General features: G+C 47.4%; 16 protein-coding genes. 7 read left to right on the top strand and 9 right to left on the bottom strand.

Annotation, left to right across the window (positions count from 1 at the left end; all coding sequences use genetic code 11):
• Nucleotides 1–14: 14 nt before the first annotated feature.
• Entirely contained in the window at nucleotides 15–482 is a 468-nt protein-coding gene (locus NT131_06575) for a flavodoxin family protein (protein ID MCX6651301.1), read from the bottom strand.
• Nucleotides 483–719: 237 nt separating this feature from the next.
• Complete coding sequence (locus tag NT131_06570; GenBank protein MCX6651300.1) at nucleotides 720–2,870, bottom strand: fibronectin type III domain-containing protein; 2,151 nt, start codon at nucleotides 2,868–2,870, stop codon at nucleotides 720–722.
• A 421-nt stretch (nucleotides 2,871–3,291) separates the two neighbouring features.
• Between NT131_06570 and NT131_06565 the strand changes: the two genes are divergently transcribed.
• Complete coding sequence (locus NT131_06565; GenBank protein MCX6651299.1) at nucleotides 3,292–3,582, top strand: hypothetical protein; 291 nt, start codon at nucleotides 3,292–3,294, stop codon at nucleotides 3,580–3,582.
• 137 nt (nucleotides 3,583–3,719) lie between these two features.
• Here the strand turns inward: NT131_06565 and NT131_06560 are convergent, their stop codons facing one another.
• Nucleotides 3,720–4,562 (bottom strand): 2-dehydropantoate 2-reductase, encoded by an 843-nt coding sequence (locus NT131_06560; protein MCX6651298.1) that lies wholly within the window; start codon nucleotides 4,560–4,562, stop codon nucleotides 3,720–3,722.
• Nucleotides 4,563–4,807: 245 nt separating this feature from the next.
• Nucleotides 4,808–5,746, bottom strand: a complete 939-nt coding sequence (locus NT131_06555) for a hypothetical protein (protein MCX6651297.1) — start codon at nucleotides 5,744–5,746, stop codon at nucleotides 4,808–4,810.
• 659 nt (nucleotides 5,747–6,405) lie between these two features.
• Between NT131_06555 and NT131_06550 the strand changes: the two genes are divergently transcribed.
• Entirely contained in the window at nucleotides 6,406–6,879 is a 474-nt protein-coding gene (locus NT131_06550; protein ID MCX6651296.1) for a hypothetical protein, read from the top strand.
• Between the two features lie 291 nt (nucleotides 6,880–7,170).
• Here NT131_06550 and NT131_06545 read toward each other — a convergent pair whose 3' ends face one another.
• The 3 genes from NT131_06545 to NT131_06535 form a co-directional block, all read right to left on the bottom strand.
• Nucleotides 7,171–7,872, bottom strand: a complete 702-nt coding sequence (locus tag NT131_06545) for a class I SAM-dependent methyltransferase (GenBank protein MCX6651295.1) — start codon at nucleotides 7,870–7,872, stop codon at nucleotides 7,171–7,173.
• Between the two features lie 260 nt (nucleotides 7,873–8,132).
• A complete protein-coding gene (locus NT131_06540; GenBank protein ID MCX6651294.1) occupies nucleotides 8,133–8,648 on the bottom strand; it encodes an LURP-one-related family protein in 516 nt (171 codons plus the stop codon).
• A gap of 409 nt (nucleotides 8,649–9,057) precedes the next feature.
• Nucleotides 9,058–9,819: a helix-turn-helix domain-containing protein gene (locus tag NT131_06535; protein ID MCX6651293.1), complete on the bottom strand. Its 762-nt coding sequence runs from the start codon at nucleotides 9,817–9,819 to the stop codon at nucleotides 9,058–9,060.
• Between the two features lie 98 nt (nucleotides 9,820–9,917).
• On the opposite strand from NT131_06535, the gene NT131_06530 reads away from it, so the two are divergent.
• Genes NT131_06530 through NT131_06520 form a run of 3 tightly spaced genes read left to right on the top strand, consistent with a single transcriptional unit; the run spans nucleotide 9,918 to nucleotide 11,902 of the window.
• Nucleotides 9,918–10,187 carry a hypothetical protein gene (locus NT131_06530; GenBank protein ID MCX6651292.1) on the top strand — a complete coding sequence of 90 codons (270 nt, stop codon included), beginning with the start codon at nucleotides 9,918–9,920 and terminating at the stop codon, nucleotides 10,185–10,187.
• Entirely contained in the window at nucleotides 10,188–10,925 is a 738-nt protein-coding gene (locus NT131_06525) for a DUF4386 domain-containing protein (protein ID MCX6651291.1), read from the top strand.
• Nucleotides 10,922–11,902, top strand: a complete 981-nt coding sequence (locus tag NT131_06520; GenBank protein ID MCX6651290.1) for an NAD(P)-dependent alcohol dehydrogenase — start codon at nucleotides 10,922–10,924, stop codon at nucleotides 11,900–11,902. The genes NT131_06525 and NT131_06520 overlap by 4 nt, the downstream gene beginning before the upstream one ends.
• 178 nt (nucleotides 11,903–12,080) lie before the next feature.
• On the opposite strand, the gene NT131_06515 is transcribed toward NT131_06520, so the two are convergent.
• Nucleotides 12,081–12,641 (bottom strand): hypothetical protein, encoded by a 561-nt coding sequence (locus NT131_06515; protein ID MCX6651289.1) that lies wholly within the window; start codon nucleotides 12,639–12,641, stop codon nucleotides 12,081–12,083.
• An 864-nt stretch (nucleotides 12,642–13,505) separates the two neighbouring features.
• Here NT131_06515 and NT131_06510 point away from each other — a divergent pair.
• Nucleotides 13,506–14,204, top strand: coding sequence for a site-specific integrase (locus NT131_06510; GenBank protein MCX6651288.1), 699 nt, complete (start codon nucleotides 13,506–13,508; stop codon nucleotides 14,202–14,204).
• Nucleotides 14,205–14,436: 232 nt separating this feature from the next.
• Here the strand turns inward: NT131_06510 and NT131_06505 are convergent, their stop codons facing one another.
• Nucleotides 14,437–15,093, bottom strand: a complete 657-nt coding sequence (locus tag NT131_06505; protein MCX6651287.1) for a helix-turn-helix domain-containing protein — start codon at nucleotides 15,091–15,093, stop codon at nucleotides 14,437–14,439.
• Nucleotides 15,094–15,218: 125 nt separating this feature from the next.
• Here NT131_06505 and ftsZ point away from each other — a divergent pair, with 125 nt between their 5' ends.
• Nucleotides 15,219–16,409, top strand: coding sequence for a cell division protein FtsZ (ftsZ, locus tag NT131_06500; GenBank protein ID MCX6651286.1), 1,191 nt, complete (start codon nucleotides 15,219–15,221; stop codon nucleotides 16,407–16,409).
• The last annotated feature ends 11 nt before the right edge of the window (nucleotides 16,410–16,420 follow it).

Here is a 16,420-nt window from a genome sequence, read left to right as displayed (position 1 = left end):
GCGCGCTCGCCATCTCATGGGGGGGTCTGCATTTTTAGTTTTAGGCCCTGGGCGAACTCCTCCGCCCGTTTGAGGTCCTCGGGGTTGGGCCGGCCCTTGTTCAGTCCCCCGAACAACTTTAGGAAGCTATGGGTGTTGAAACCTCCACAATTGAACTCATCGACGATGATGTAGCCTTTCGATTCCAGTCTTTTCCTTAGCGACGAGTGGACCAGGTCGATTCTTCTATCGTAACTGGTCGAGAAAAGGAACGCTTTTTTGTCAAAGACCTGGGGAAGCCTGTCGACCAGGTCGAGCAGGTCCTGGTGATGCTCTCCGCCGTAGATCCCCGATCCGAGGCCTATCAGGTCGTACTGCTGAAGCTCCCCGGGGTCGGTCTGCTCCGGCGTCCTTATCTGCGCGCCAAGGACCTCGGCGAAGACCTTGGCGACCTTTTCGGTGTTGTGATGATGATATGAGAACAGGACCAACAGAGATCTCATCGGCAATGCAACATTCCCCTGATCGATTATTGAGCAATATAAGGTTTTAGAGATATATCGATGGGGTTAGGCTGGAGGGGTACGCACTATGACCACGCCAGCTTATCGATACGATGCTTCAATCAGGGGTGTTTTTGCACCGGCTTAAAATCTTTTCCATTTTATTTTTTTATAACGTATTGGCGATACATGTCTTATCAAAAAATGGAATTGGGAAAGGGTTTGTTCGTGCGATGTTCACTTCCTCCGATGCAGGAACAGGAACGCCACGACTCCTAGTACTGCCACGATGGCGATCACTGCCACAATCAGCAACATGGTACTGTCGCTCGCTGAGCTGCCAGGTACATCGATGGAGATGACTGCGCTTTTAGTTCCTTCCCCGTTCGCGTTCAAAGCGCTGACCTTGTACCAGTAGGTCTGACCGTCGGCCACGTCCTCGTCAATATAGTTCAATCCTGCTGGCGCAGCTATCAGTTCATAGGTGCCGTTGAGGGACGTGGACCGGTACAAGTGGTAGTCGTTGATCGGAACGCCTCCATCTAGGGTAGGGGCGTTCCACGTCAGGACGACCTGGGTGTTGTTCAGGGTGGCGGTGAGGCCGGTGGGTGCACTAGGTAGTATGGACAGGACCGTTCCCATCACCAATCCATGGAAATCGTTTCCCGGTGCGGGGAAGTTCGAGGCGGCATAGGCGTGACCTTGTATTCCAGGATCCGTGTCTATAATCCAATCGACCCCGACCGTGGTCGGCGCTCCTAGCCCTATGAACATGATGGAGGTCAGGTTGATGCATTCGGCGAACGCATTGTTGCCAATGGTCGTGACGCCATTTGGAATCGCGATAGAGGTCAGGGCAGCACAGCCCCAGAACGCTCCCGGCCCAATGGTGGTGATGCTGTCAGGGAGCTTGATGGAGGATAAGGAAGTACAGAAGCAGAACGCATAGTTCAGCAGCGTTGTGACGTTGTTGCCGATGGTCAAAGACGTTAGTTTATAACAATCCAAGAACGCATAGGTTCCGATTGACGTCACGCTCTCTCCGATGACCACGGAGGTCAGGTTGATGCATTCGGCAAACACGTGCATATTGATGGTGGTGACATCGTCTCCGATGACCACGGAGGTCAGGTGTGAGCAGGAGGAGAATGCATAGTTACCGATCACCATCACACCGTTGGGGATGGTGAAAGCCCCCACCTTCCCCTCTGGATATTGTATCAGCGTGGTGAGCGCCTTGTCATATAGAACGCCATCAACGCTGGCATAGTTCGGGTTGGCGACGGCGACGTTGAACGCGGTCAGGGCAGTACATAAGATGAACGCAGTATCTGAGATGGTCGTAACGCCCGCCGGTATTGTCATGGAGGTCAAGGCCGAGCAGTATTGGAATGCTCCTACATCCATAGAGGTCACACCACTTCCGATGATCACGGAGGTCAGGTTAACGCAGTAGCTGAACGCATAGGTCCCGATGGTGACGACACTGTTGGAGATGGTCACGGAGGTCAGGTGAATGCTTGTAGAGAATGCATATGTATCGACCGAGGTCACGCCGTCAGGGACGGTGAAAGCCCCCGTCTTACCACCTGGATATTTTAACAGCGTTGTGAGCGCCTTGTTATATAGAACGCCATCAACGCTGGCATAGTTCGGGTTGCCGGCAGCGACGTTTATCGCCGTCAGGGCAGTACAGGACGAGAACGCATTGTTCGCGATGTTCGTGACGCTGTTCGGTATCGCCACGGAGGTCAAAGCTCTGCAGGTGAGGAACGCGTTACTTCCAATATATGTCACGCTGCCGGGGACCGTGAGATCCCCTGCCTTTGCACACGGGCATTGTATCAATGTGGTGACGGCTTTGTTGTACAGAACGCCATCAACGCTAGCATAGTTCGGGTTGGCGACGGCGACGTTGATCGCTGTCAGATTATTACAGTACACGAAAACATAGTTTCCTATTATCGTGACGCTGCTTGGAATCGTCACGGAGGCCAGAGCCACGGCGCTATAGAATGCTTCATTTCCTATGTTGGAAACGCTACTTCCGATCGTCACGGAAGTCATATGTATGGTATCGGCGAACGCATACTGTCCGATTTTCGTTACGCTGTTCGGTATGGTCACGGAGGTCAGGTTGGTGTTCATCATGAACGCTTCGTCCCCGATATACACAACTGGATAGGTGTCCAATGTGGCCGGGATGGTGATCGCCCCGCCCGCACCAGTATATCCAGTGATCGTGGCCAGACCGCCACTCTGTGAATAGGTATAGTCGCCAGATTGGTCCGCGGATACGGTGTCCGTGGCCATGACGATGAACGCTCCCGATAGCAGCATGAACACAAGTATTGTGGATATGACAGATGTTCCGAGCCCCTTTTCCATGATAGTACCCCCCCCCACTGACGTTACGGCTCAAATCAATAGAAATGGGCCTGGAATTTTATACCTTAATGATGGCTTAATGATATGCCAACGACCTTTGCATTAGAATTTCCCTGTTAAATGGCGTTCCTGTGGCCCTTGTAAAAAGATACCAATTTTCTGATTGGATAGAGTATCAAAATTTCCTAAAGTGAAAAAATTATAAAGAAAAATCGCTTAATGAATCTTAGCAGAGGTTTTTGAGAGATTGATAAAACCCTTACAATTTTTTTAGACAATTGACGAATTTGATGATGCATAAATAGATAGGAACGACAAATTCTTGATTTATTAGGGATGGAAAAAGGAGGATGTAAGCAATAAAATGACGAGATAGAGAGTAAAAATATCTTAATGAGGAAAATAATATTTGAGGTGAAAAATGTCACATTTCTTGGCGTTGCACACCTGGAAGAAAGAAAATTTTAAGGTCGTAGGTAGAAAGATAGTAGAGGCATTACCAAACCTCCCAAAAGGTTCAGCTATTGTTTACAGCTTCACAGACGCACGGCAGACCGGCGCTTGGTGCATTTATGAAACGGAGAAGCCAGAGGAGGTCAAGCAGTTCCTCGACAAGCGCGTTCCAGAGATGACCACTGAGATGATACCAGTATTACAATTCTTCCCTCCAGGAATGGATCTGTATACACTTGTGCACATACTCGCAAGTTAGGGGGGGCGGTTCTCCTTGGATCCGAAACCTCTTACCATTTCTTTTTTTATCGAGGACCTATTCGGAATGCGGTGAGGTTCGGGCTATGAAAATAGAATTGCTCGATAATTCATACGAGGAATGAGGGTCCGTCAGCATTATCCATCTTCAGGAGGAGTTGGATTTGGGGATGCCCCGTTTAAATGAGGTAGGAGCGCCCTGTAAATAGTGGAGTTGATGGGAGTCTCGACTCCATTCTCTCGACCCAGTCGAACGATGGTGCCGATTGTAGCGTCAAGTTCCAGCCGATAGCCCGCCATGAGGTCGACCAGCATAGACGGTCTTACCCAATTCGCATAGCCCTCTAACATCTTCATAGTATCATCGACAAATCTTTCAGGTATAGCGACCCCACATGCCTTTGCCACAACGACGTTCTCCTCCATAGTATCGCGTAGCAGCTGCATAGAATCAGGGTAATCTCTGATAGGTCCTGCTGGGAGCCTAATCAATGAAAAGATCCCGCTGGCTGCTGAGTTGGAGACCATCTTCTCCCACAATGCATGGCGGATATTTGGGTGAAGCTCGGCGACGATATTAGCTTCTTTGAGAACTTTGGAGATCTCTTCTGTGCGCCTTGTCACGCCTCCTGCGAGTTCCCCGAATATTAGCCTCGTTGAACCTCCGTGTATGATAACACCTGGTTTCTCGACTCTGGCGCTCACCCATGAGACTCCTCCGAGGAGATGCTCTAATCCGACTATCTTCCCGATGCGGTCAGCAGCCTCTACGCCGTTCTGAACTGGGATTATGACGGTTCCTTTCCTGATAAGTGGTGACATCTGCTGCGCGGCGGAGTCGAGGTCGTAGGTCTTCACACAGAACATGATTAGGTCAACGGGGTCAACTTCGGCGGGCCTATCAGTTGCTTTCACAGATATTTTGATGTCTCCGAGTGAGTTGGATTTGACGAATAGGCCATTAGTCCTCAGGGCATCCAGGGTTTGCCCCCCTAGCGATTAGGGTTACATCGTTCCCAGCATTTGCGAGAAGTGCTCCGAAGAAGCCACCTTCAGCTCCAATCCCGACGACAGCTATTCTCATCATTTACAAAATTATTGTAAGTGTAGACCATGAATCTTTGCGCGTATTGGCATGTCGAGACGCTTTGAGATTCGGGCTCGATCGGGCCCATCATCATACATATCCATTCGGTGCTAATTTTTTTAAAAGGTGTGCCTTTACATTACCGTTTCTTTTGTCTTATTTTCACAAAGAGGATGGTCGCAACCGCTGCCCCGACGACCCCGACAACCACAATTATTGATACCCAATCGGTCGATTTGCTCGTATCATTGATATCATTATCATTGCCTGCACTGACGTTGTCATGGAAGACCGTGATCTCTGGGTCGCTCTTTATCGACAAGGCGTCCTTGTAGACGAGGCTGGGGAAACCGTGGGTGACATTAGATATTCGGCTAAATTCTATCGTTGAAAAACCGATCGATGTGGAGGATCCGCTCGCATTGAACACCCAGAAATCGTCCTTCATAGTCAATTTCGATAGGGTTACGGGTTGCCCGTTCTCCAGTGTCAGGTTATATTCAAGGCTGGTGTTTGTATGACCCGTGGGGGTCATTATTCTCTCCTCGATCGATGCCGCGTTTGGATCACCAACCGTCATGGTATAACGGATCTCAACGGCGTAGGGCTGGCCAGCACCGAACTCGGTATCGTTCCATGGGTTGATCAACGTGACGTTGCTCAGGCCGAATATCGCCTCCACCTTGACGCTCGTCTCGTTCCATCCGCAGACGAAATGATGGCACAACGTCAAGTCGAAGGTGGAGTTGATAGAGGTGCCGGGATAGATGTCGATGTCCTTGTAAGTGATATTGCACCAAAACGTGGGCACAGCCCCGTCATACTGGATGGGTGTGCGTGTCAGTATAATATCGTCACAGCTCCTCAATGGCACGTTCATGGTCTGATTCCCTATTACGAACGTCACGTACATCATCATGAATTGGGCTATATAATTGGAATGATTGCCGAGGTTATAGTGGATGTCGAAGACGTAATCCGCGTTTAAGGTACCGTTCTGGGTCATGTTCCTGGCCCCTATGTCCGTCATCATGCCCCCGTGATCGATGACAAGGGCCCATTGCTCGTTGAGCTTCATTCCATAGGCATCGACAGGTAAGTCATAAATGTGAATTTCTTGAATTTGGGGCGGGGGTACCAATGGCTCCTCCGCCTGAGAAGTGGGAAGGTTGCCAAAGATACCGATGAGCAGCAAGATAACGACGAAAAGAACGGAAATCGATGTCGGGACCGGGGCCCTCATATCATATAAAAAAAGTCAAGTAGTGGTATATACCTCTTTTCTAACAGAACTTTTCCCCAATATTCCACGCGAATGGATATGCCTAATGGCGGGCCCGGAGGGTATCGCCATGAAGCATGTCCAGTCATTCTTTTTTTAATTCTAATAACGGCATTGTGATAATCTATTTGATATTATAATAATATGATGAATTTATTATTGTTAATTTTATTGGGATAGTGGGATGTATTGCCCTTTATTCTTTATGTCTAACCTTCAATTATCCCTGATTTTTAATTGGTAAGAATAGGGAATAAATGGTCATTCATGGTACTGGCTGTTGTAATCTCCTTTTAAGGTAAGGAAATCGTTTAACGAATCTTAGCAGAGGTTTAAAGAGATTAATAATAAAATATTACAATTTATTCTTAGACATTTGATGATTTTGATTATGCATAAATTGATAGGAACGACAAATTCTAGTTTTATAGGGATGGGAAGGGGAGGTTGATCAAATGGCTGAATTACCGAAATATGAGGTTGGCCCGCAAGAGGCTACGGCTATTATGAGTGATGCGATGGTCAAATGGTGGCTGGCCGCCGTTGGAACAATGACTCATGCAATGGGTTCTGAGAATGCTATGAAAGCCTATGGGCCAGCCATGGAAATGATTGGGAAGGAGAGTACAGAGGAGTTAAACAAGAAGCTCAAGATTACAAGCAAGGACGCTATCGCTTTGGGTTCCTTAGTTAACTTTTGGGAGGGCATGATGGGCATCCAAGGTCGCATAGAAGAGGCTTCACCGAAAAAGGTAGTAAAAGTTATCACTGGCTGCCCACTCTCTAAGGCTCCTTATGAGGCATGCCTGTCGCTAACATGTGCATGTCAAGGAATGGCTGCAGTTGTGAGTCCCGACTTTAAATTTCACGCCACGCATTTCATGACCAAGGGAGATTCATATTGCCGCTGGGTCGTGGAGAAAAAGTAAGATTAGCGCAAATCGCTCTTGGAGGGAAACGCTTTCAATAAACCCTTTATTCTTATTTTTACTAATTAAAAATAGTAATCGTTTTACTGTTCTACTGTTTTTATGTGATAACTAGCCAAATAAACAGTAAAAAATAGTTACCGTTTTTATTGGTTGTTGTGGATAACGGGGGATTTGTATACGGAAAAATGACTGGCTAAACACGAATCTGCTCCATCTTTTCGAAAATCCTGTCTCGGAGGAATAAAAAGGTAAACCCATTATTGTTCTTTCTTTATCAATTCATATTATTCATCGTCTCGCCCAGACCACGGCACTCATGTGATCTTTCCAAATCACATCAACCTTGGAGAATCCAGCATCTATGAGCCACCTGAGTTGGTCCATCAAGCATGGAAAGGAGTCTTCTCTCCTGCACCTTTCAAGCAACGTTTTCACTTCATCCTCATCCATGCTTACGCGCATGAACTCCACCCATTTCCTCATGTAAAGGTCTTCGATCCATTCATCTGTCGATAGTACGGCATCGGCATTGACGAACACACCTCCCGGACGCAAGGAACGGTACACCTTCGCATAGAAGGAGCGTTTATCATCATTGGTCATTAGATGATGAAGCGCCAGGGACGAAACGACCGCATCACAGCCCTCCTGCAATTCAAGGTCATAGAAGTCTTTCTCCAGGTACGTGATGTCCGCACTATCCACTAACCGGAGCTTCGCCTTCTCAAGCATCTCACATGTCATGTCCACGCAGGTGAGCTTACAGTTGGGGAAACGCTGCATGACCCTATTTGACAGGGCGCCGGTCCCAGTTCCTAAATCGATTATATGCAACACCTCGCTCTCGTCAAATGGCAGCGAACCGACTACAGCTGCGAGCATGGTGATGTAGCTCGGTATGCATTTGATAATATCCTGATCATAATCATCGCTCTGGCTGGAGAAATGTTTTCGAATTAAATCCATCTTATTCAGCCTATCATTGCTCATGACAGAGAGCGAAATGACTTGCAACAGATAACACTTCTCCTTGCCAAAATTGAGGACCGCTTTGAATCTTCATAAGCTATGAGATATTAAGGCCAGAATAATAGTGGGCCCTGGGAGATTTGTTGTCCATTAAACCAGTCATTGCAACTACAATACAAAGAAATGTAATAAACATCATGGTCTGGAAGCGTATCTATAGATCATTCAAGCGCGTGCACTGGCTTTATGCAGTATATACTTAGTTCAATGAACGTTTGATGTTATTTCTCCTTCACTTCCAGGTGCTCAATCACGATCACAGCTCCAATTACCAACCTATGATCTACCATGCCTGTAATCGAGACACCAATCTTATCTCGGACAGAGAACCATCTCCTATGCACCATAGCGACCTGAGCGCCGTTGATCTGCATCTGGTAGTCGTGATCGGTGAAGTTCCCAAAGATACGCATCACCTCGACTCCGTTTTTCTCTATCCAATACTCTCTTCCGATCAACTTGATAATCTTTTTCTTTATAACTCCCAACTCTGCTCCAGATCCGTCATACAAAGTGAACTGGTCTCGGATCGACAACACTTTCCCGCCGAGATGCATCAGCTCCGAATTATTGGTGTCCTTGAGAGTGAATTTGGCGGGAATCTGAACCAGATTGCCTTCGGCTTCCCCCAATTTAGTCCCATTTATATCTTCCACATCATAGTGCTCGTGTAAAGACAATATCTTCTTTTTCAGCACCAGATCGTTAATCGCAAGAAGGGAGTACGTATTGGTCATTTGATCAGCCTTTAAAATATAGCGTTTGAAGATTTATAATAATATCCTGGTTATTGACTAAACTCTCAGAATTTTCAGTTTTTAGAAAATGATAATGTATGTCTGTAGCATTTTCAATTGTAAAGATTAGGACTGACAACTTCAGTAATAAAATAAAGAGGTATCATTTTTCTGTCTTAATTAGACCTGAACGATAGGCAGGCCTTTTTCCTTACGACGTAACCAGTACGAGTAAGGGATCATAAGTAAGTGTTAACAGGTATGGGTGGGCCTTTTTTCGGAATTGTATATTACCCCAGTAGTATAGTACGGGGGTAGTATATAGATTGGAAAAATGATACCTCAACGCCCTGTACGCCGTGGCCGGGATCCTGAACGGGTTCTTCGGTGGACCGATCCTGGAGTCGTCCTAAGGGTGCCATGGCTTGGCCTTATTCCATTGATCTTCAAATAGGTCGCTGGCCCATCTCATTGATTCTGAATCGTTACCGGCGAAGACCTGGTAATCCATCTTTCCATCCAACCTCGGTAACGCAATCCCGACTATTTTTTCGGTCATTATCATGACAGCGCAAACTCGGGGGATGAATCTCCTCTCCAGCGATTGCTTAACAGAGATGATCTCCTCTTTCATGCTCTCAATGTTGCTTTCCTGCAACAGGGTCCTGACCTTCACTCCCTCCAACGAGCGCTGTTTGGCTATCTGGACATGCTGCTCCAAGCGATGTTCGCCGATCACGTCGATCCGCTCCTCGGCGCTCTTGAGGACCTCGCTGCCGGTGTTGATGTTGGGGACCGCCTCAGTATGAAGTACGGTCTTCGAGAGCTCTCCGAACCTGGCGCGGAATTGAGGAGGAATGAGCGACGTATCATGGTCTAAGAAATACTCCCTATGTTTGGAAAGAAAGTCCATGGCGGTGGAGGATTCTTGGATGAGCCTCGAATATGGGGTGGAGCGGTATCTGCCATCAGAGGTCTTCTCCAAGAGGCCAGCATCCGTCAACCGCTGCAACTGCCTGAACGCCTCTGTAGCAGTGATATCCAGCTCCTTTGCAACTTCGTTTAGCTTGAGCTTCTTCGTCTGAAGAACCTCAATTATCCTCCGCCTGTCTGCGTTGGATAACTGTATGAGAATGTCGGAGAGGCGGTCCTCATCGACGTTCGTTTTCACCAAATGTAACACCTACACATAACTGCTAATAGCAACACATCCGAATCAAATAAAGATTATCAACCATGGTTCGCGCTTAACTGATTTGAGATTTGAAAATGACCCAAACAAGAAATGGAAAAGACAAACGGATGTTCACCATCGAACTCAAATCGAAAGGGGATGTGAAGAACGTATCCTTGGACAGAGACGAAAAAGTCCTTATCGAAGGCTCTATTGGATCGCTGAAACGAGCTCGATTCTTGGAAGACGTCATTCTGGAAGTGATTGGAAGCAATGGCGAGCTAAGAATGGACCTTGCCATGAGCGATCTGGAGCATCCCAATAAATCTGAGGAATCTAAGATGGTTCGGGGGAGTAAGCAATGAATGTCCTTCAGCGACTTACGTGGAGAAGTGACTAGAATGACAGAAGGATATTACCGAAAGAACGCAATAATTACGGGAGTTTTATTTATAATTGCAACGGGCGTGGATATACTAAGCATCTCATTCCTGGGACCTATAAATGCTACGAATTACCTTGTTGATGTTTCTGCAAATGGAGGCTTAGTGGCAGCAGGAGCCCTTCTTTTGTTTATCGGTGGTGCTGCCGCTACTGGTATTGCTATTTCACTGTATCCAGTGCTAAGAAAATACAATGGAGGTCTAGCTCTTGGAGCGGTTGGTTTCAGGACTATTGAGGGAGTGTTACGTTTTGTTGCTGTGTGCGGTCTGCTACTACTAATAACATTAAGCCATCAATTTGTAGAAGCTGGAGCTCCGGATTCATCGTATTTCCAAACCTTGGGAGCGTTGTTACTAGCAGGATATCGTTGGGTGGCCAATGTTGGGGCGCTGCTGGCCTTTTCTATAGGGTGTATGCTATATTATATCATATTTTATCGAACAAAACTAGTTCCTCGATGGTTATCGGGCTGGGGTCTTGTCGCTGCCATATTGACCATGTTATCATGCGTATTGACCATGTTCGGTGCCATAGATCCTTTTTCAACGGAACAGATCATTTTGAATCTTCCAATACTCCCGCAAGAAATGGTTCTTGCCGCATGGCTGATAGTTAAAGGATTTAATCCATCCGCAATCGCTTCGGGGGAACATTCATGAAAGCAGTTGTATGCTCAAAATACGGGCCACCGGAAGTTCTTCAGCTCAAGGAGGTGGAAAAACCTGTTCCGAAGGAAAATGAGGTGCTTATAAAAGTCCATGCGGCATCCATAAACAAAGCTGACTGGATCATGATCAGAGGCAAACCGTTCGTCGTCCGTATAATGGCCTCTGGGCTTCTGAAGCCTAAAAACAAGATACCTGGATCGGACGTGGCCGGTCGGGTCGAAGCGGTCGGCAAGGAGGTTAGGCAGTTCCATCCAGGTGATGAGGTTTTCGGGAACCTAGCTGAGTGTGGTCGGGGTGCCTATGCCGAATTTGCATGTGCCACCGAAGATGCACTTGTGTTGAAACCGGCCAACATAACATTCGAGGAAGCGGCGGCCTCACCTTTGGCTGCAATCACCGCTCTTCAGGGCCTTCGTGACAAAGGAAAGATTCGGCCGGGTCAAAAGGTATTGATTTATGGGGCGTCGGGCGGCGTAGGTACGTTCGCAGTGCAGATCGCTAAATCGTTCGGGGCCGAGGTAACCGCGGTGTGCAGCACGAGGAATTTGGAAATTGCACGCTCGATCGGGGCAGATCACGTCATTGATTACACTAAGGAAGATTTGACTAAGAATGGCCATCACTATGACCTGATCATTGGCGCCAACGGATATCGTCGAATCTCAGATTACAAGCGGGCATTAAGTCCCAAAGGGATCTACGTCATGAGCGGAGGTTCTGGCGCTCAAATATCCCAGGCGCTGTTGCTTGGGCCATTGATCTCAATGACCGGCAACAAGAAAATGGGCAGCTTGACGGCAAAGTTGAGGAAGGAAGACCTGGCTGTTGTTAGCGAGCTTCTTAAAGATGGTAAGGTGGTGTCATTCATAGATAGACAGTACCATCTGGATGATGTTGCGGAGGCATTCCAGTATTTCGAAGATGGAAAGGCTCGGGGTAAGATCGTCATAACTATAGAACAGAAATAACAAAATCTAACAATCCTTTCGATGTCTTCTCTAGACTTGAATGGCAAGCATGATACTGGTGCAGGAATCTTTCTGGAACATTCGCTTTAACTGATAAATAGCCCTAGATTTCTTTCTCAACCACGAGGAGGCTATGCCAATCAATCCTTTGAATAAAGGCGGGTCGAGGCAATACCATTCAGCACGTGACGTGCAACAGTGCTACCACATTTCTTCCATTCTTCTGCATACAATCGAGCGCGTCCGGCGTAGGTCCGATGAAACTTTTGTTGTCCTTGAGGATTTTTTCGGCCTTGGGTGTAATCGGCATCGCCCCATTCTGACCGGTTCCGATGACTATCAGGTCTGGTTTATTCTTGAGAAGTGGGAGAAGCTCTTTGCGGGTCAATGGCGTATGGCCGTACTTCGCTTTCTTATCCCGGGATAGGTTCTTCTCCCTTTTGACAACAGAACCATCCATTAGGACAACGACATCGTTGTTGAATTTCTTTCCATCAATAATCACCCAACCAAACCCTGAGCTATAGGTTCTGGATTTCGTTGAAGCATCTATCTCCGGTGTGGGTTGCTCGGTGATGCTTGAGATGTTAGGCTCTTCACTCCCCTGCTCTGGAGTTGGAACGAGGGATTGCTCCTGCTCGGTTGGTGGCTTGACCTCCTCCGCTGGGGTCTTGACCTCTCGATTTTTGTCGATTTTAGTAGATGCATTCGTTCTTTTTCCAGCCTTTGTTCCTGCCATGTTCATACCCAACAATATTGATTACCGCGTCCTCTTAAAGTAATTTGTGATAAGTCTGGAATGTTGGAAATGTTGTTAGGTCTCGTGAGTTCAAACTATTACTAGCCAGCTCCGCGGATCCATCCAAGAGATTGTGGAATTGAGTTTTGATTTGAATGTGTTTCAAACTCAAAAACAAAGTCGCAATTTATGTTTCTATGATTTTGCACGGCTGAAATTACTGTTCTTGTTGGTTTAGAGGGGAACGAGCTTGTTCATTCTTACAGTTCCACTTTGTCCAGTAGTTCCAATGGCTTTTGCTCGGTGATGCGTATGGCCCCTTCGAATATCTCGCCGGTTCCGCTATCCATGCTCATTATCACCCCTTCCGAGTACATCTTCCAATCGAGCAAAAGGAATGATTATTGAGGATCAGCCAGCCTCCATCGAAGTCTGCCCATTGTCCCTCACTCCCTTGACCAGAAGCCATAAGGTTAGCGAGATCTCTGCAATGAAGCTCACTACCAGACCGGGATAAGAAATCAAATCATATTCAGAGAGCAGGAAGAACTGAAAGAGAAGTTGTTGAGAAAAGATTTTCTAGATCTGTTTTATTCCAAGAATTGGCATTTTTTTTAAATATTACCATTAATTGGATAGTCAAAGCTATTAGAATCGTTCTGATATTATATGTACTTCATTTTGGTCGTGAAAATAATACTGCACTATCGGCCTTATTTGGAACCCTTGGAATAGTGACATTCGCCACAACATTCTTTTTTACAACTCAACAAAAAATTCAGGAAACCGTTGGGGATCTTGCACAAATACAGATTATGTTTAGAACTTATTTGCTAATTAAAGAAAAAGGGCACCCAGTTCAGCATGCGAATTACCAAGGAGGTAAGAAGCCTATCTTCGGACGAGCTGGAAGATATACAGGAGGCGGCTAACGGAATAAAGGGATGGACGGGCGAGGTGTGTCGCTTCTTGGTGGTCATACTGCCCAATACCGGTCTTCGACCGTCTGAACTAAGACTGGCTGACCTGAAGGATCTGAACCCCGACATGATTTTCATCAAGATCAAGAATCCTAAGGGGAAGGGCAAGTATGGGAGGGAGAGGAAAGCCGTGATCCTTCCTCCGGCCAGACTGGCCATCGTTAAATTCCTTAAAGCTCGTAAGGCTTACCTGGAGAAGTATGGGTTCGACGAGGATGCTGCACCGCTCATTCCCTCGGTGCGGGGGAGATCGAATCCGTGCATCTACTCCAGCAACTCCTTTCGTCGCTTCAAGAAAGTGATTGGGGCTCGTTTGCCAGCGGGCTTTGAGCAATTCTCCTTGAAGACCTTCTGGGCGACCTTCCTGCAGATCGTGATGAAGGACCACCCAGAGCTGCTAGAGGATGTGTCCTATTCCATGGGGCACTCCTCTACCGTAACGACAAAGAGGTACTATCGGCGCATCGAAGAGGACAAGACCGTAGAGAGGATTCATAACGCGTTTGCCACACCTCCCTCGGAACAGGCCGGTGCAAAAAACCCCCTGATTGACAAAAAATTTGAGGTGACTGGATATGCCTAATGGCAAGCCCGGAGGGTATCGCAAGAATGTATATCTAGTTCCTCTTTTTTCTTTCCATTAACGGCATTTTGGTAATCTGTAGGAAATTATAATAATAAAATGAAATTTATATTTTGGTTGAATATTCAATGAAAAGGCGTCGGAATCGTGTCTGAACGGTGGCGGCAACGAATTCGGTCACGTTCCACGCCAATTGTTCCCAGCTTCGATCTTAGCACCATAAGATATGAAATCAATCCATTCCTGAATATTGGCAAAATTGTCTGCCCCAGGCGGTCATTGATATTATGAACGGAGATCGGCCTCGTCCAGATCCTGATATGTTTATCAAATTTAACCTGCGGAGCGTTTTCAGTTGTCTCGATGCCGTGGATCTGGAAATAATAAGATTGGAACAAATTTGCCCCATTGAGCAATTATCATTTCTTATTATCTCCTCCAACAATCTCTTGAACTTTACACTGCACTGCAATAGTTCGTTAAGCTCGGTGAGATGGACTAAAAAAGTCGCATCCTTTTCTTCGTCATATGATACTAAATCGATACCGTGTATGGTGGCGAACGTCGTTAAGGCGGAAGCCCCCAGCCCCGGACCATCGGTGGCATTGACCCAAGCAGGTTCCCCATATTTCGAGCAGATATAATCGGCTGACAAGAAGACCTCAAAAAAGTTGAACACGTCTTCAATTTGATTTTTTACCACTTTTATCCCGACATCGTGCAAGGTCATGGATATGGAGTTCGCCGCGGCCATCGAAATGGGATGTGCAGAATGGAAGAGGACCAACGTTTTTATGGACCTCAACTGGGATATCAGTGACCTCATTACAGATTCAGGTCTGGATCCCACCAGTGAAATTGCATAGGGCATTTCTATCGTTTCGTCCATCGTTTTATTGTATTGTGTCATAAATTATATTATTTTTTGCAACATTGCATTATTTTTGAAAATTATTGCTTATGCAATAAATAGATTTTTATCATGCGACATCCAATTAATTATTGGGATGCACTATGCCAAACTCATTAGTCAAGAGCGCTCTAGCGAGCCTTGAGAGCAATAAGTTGAAAACGCCGGCTCAGGAGAAAGCGGCGACGGAATGCTCCCCTGCCGATGAAGAGATAAGGAAGATCGCCCAACAGCTCGATGTTTGCATCAAGATCATCGGCTGCGGTGGCGGCGGATGCAACACCATAAACCGCTGCGTGGACGAGGGCATAAATGGAGCACAGTTATGCGGCATCAACACCGACGTGAAGCATCTTCTGACCATACGAACCCCGGCCAAGATACTGATCGGTAAGACGACCACCCGCGGCCTGGGAGCGGGGGCGATACCCAGGGTGGGGGAGCAGGCCGCCCGGGAGAACGACACCGAGATCAGCAATTTTCTCAATGGAGCGAACATAGTGTTCATAACCGCGGGAATGGGAGGAGGAACAGGTACGGGAGCGGCGCATTATGTCGCTCAGATGGCCAAGGAACGATATCGTGCCATGACCATCGGGGTTGTCACCCTGCCCTTCAAGGCCGAGGGCGCGATCAGAATGGAGAACGCCCTGGACGGCCTGGAAAAGCTGGCACGCGTCACAGATACTACGATCGTCGTCCCGAACGACAGGCTAATCGACCTGGTGCCAAAACTGCCGATCGAGCAGGCGTTCAAGGTGGCGGACGAAGTACTTATGCAGACGATCAAGGGCTTGACGGAGATAATCACCAAGCCTGGCCTCGTGAACCTTGACTATTCGGACATACTCACGCTCATGAACGAGGGAGGAGTGGCTTTCGTAGGCATTGGAGAAGCGAACAGAAACGACACCGACGATCCAGTCAAGGAGGCGGTCAAGGAAGCTATCAACTCACCTCTTCTTGGTGATATCGCCGTGAAGGACTCGAAGGGCGCGCTGGTACGCATCGTTGGCGGGCCGGATATGACCGTCGATGAGGCGCAGAAGGCCGCAGAGTACGTGGGCAAGAGCGTCGATCCAATGGCCAGGATCATCTGGGGTTGCTCCATAGAGCCGGCGAACGAGGGGCTGATCAAGGTCCTGCTGATCTTCACTGGCGCCAAATCGAAGTTCATGGTCGACTCGATGTCAACGAACGTGGCGGGTAAACTGGGAATCAAGATGTACAAGCTTGGGGAGACCGTCAACGCGCGGGGCGAGTCTTCGGGAGATGGCGTAGACTTCGTGCACTGAAATTTAAGAAT

Source organism: Methanomassiliicoccales archaeon (assembly GCA_026394395.1).
GTDB lineage: Archaea > Thermoplasmatota > Thermoplasmata > Methanomassiliicoccales > UBA472 > UBA472.
The sequence above is the reverse complement of the archived record's forward strand: the minus strand, read 5'-3'. Positions and strand labels throughout refer to the sequence as shown.

Coding starts and splice junctions, on each gene's coding strand:
- NT131_06575 (MCX6651301.1), bottom strand. CDS start 482: ATGAGATCTCTGTTGGTCCTGTTCTCATATCATCATCACAACACCGAA.
- NT131_06570 (MCX6651300.1), bottom strand. CDS start 2,870: ATGGAAAAGGGGCTCGGAACATCTGTCATATCCACAATACTTGTGTTC.
- NT131_06565 (MCX6651299.1), top strand. CDS start 3,292: ATGTCACATTTCTTGGCGTTGCACACCTGGAAGAAAGAAAATTTTAAG.
- NT131_06555 (MCX6651297.1), bottom strand. CDS start 5,746: ATGAAGCTCAACGAGCAATGGGCCCTTGTCATCGATCACGGGGGCATG.
- NT131_06550 (MCX6651296.1), top strand. CDS start 6,406: ATGGCTGAATTACCGAAATATGAGGTTGGCCCGCAAGAGGCTACGGCT.
- NT131_06545 (MCX6651295.1), bottom strand. CDS start 7,872: ATGAGCAATGATAGGCTGAATAAGATGGATTTAATTCGAAAACATTTC.
- NT131_06540 (MCX6651294.1), bottom strand. CDS start 8,648: ATGACCAATACGTACTCCCTTCTTGCGATTAACGATCTGGTGCTGAAA.
- NT131_06530 (MCX6651292.1), top strand. CDS start 9,918: ATGACCCAAACAAGAAATGGAAAAGACAAACGGATGTTCACCATCGAA.
- NT131_06525 (MCX6651291.1), top strand. CDS start 10,188: ATGTCCTTCAGCGACTTACGTGGAGAAGTGACTAGAATGACAGAAGGA.
- NT131_06520 (MCX6651290.1), top strand. CDS start 10,922: ATGAAAGCAGTTGTATGCTCAAAATACGGGCCACCGGAAGTTCTTCAG.
- NT131_06515 (MCX6651289.1), bottom strand. CDS start 12,641: ATGGCAGGAACAAAGGCTGGAAAAAGAACGAATGCATCTACTAAAATC.
- NT131_06510 (MCX6651288.1), top strand. CDS start 13,506: ATGCGAATTACCAAGGAGGTAAGAAGCCTATCTTCGGACGAGCTGGAA.
- NT131_06505 (MCX6651287.1), bottom strand. CDS start 15,093: ATGGACGAAACGATAGAAATGCCCTATGCAATTTCACTGGTGGGATCC.
- ftsZ (MCX6651286.1), top strand. CDS start 15,219: ATGCCAAACTCATTAGTCAAGAGCGCTCTAGCGAGCCTTGAGAGCAAT.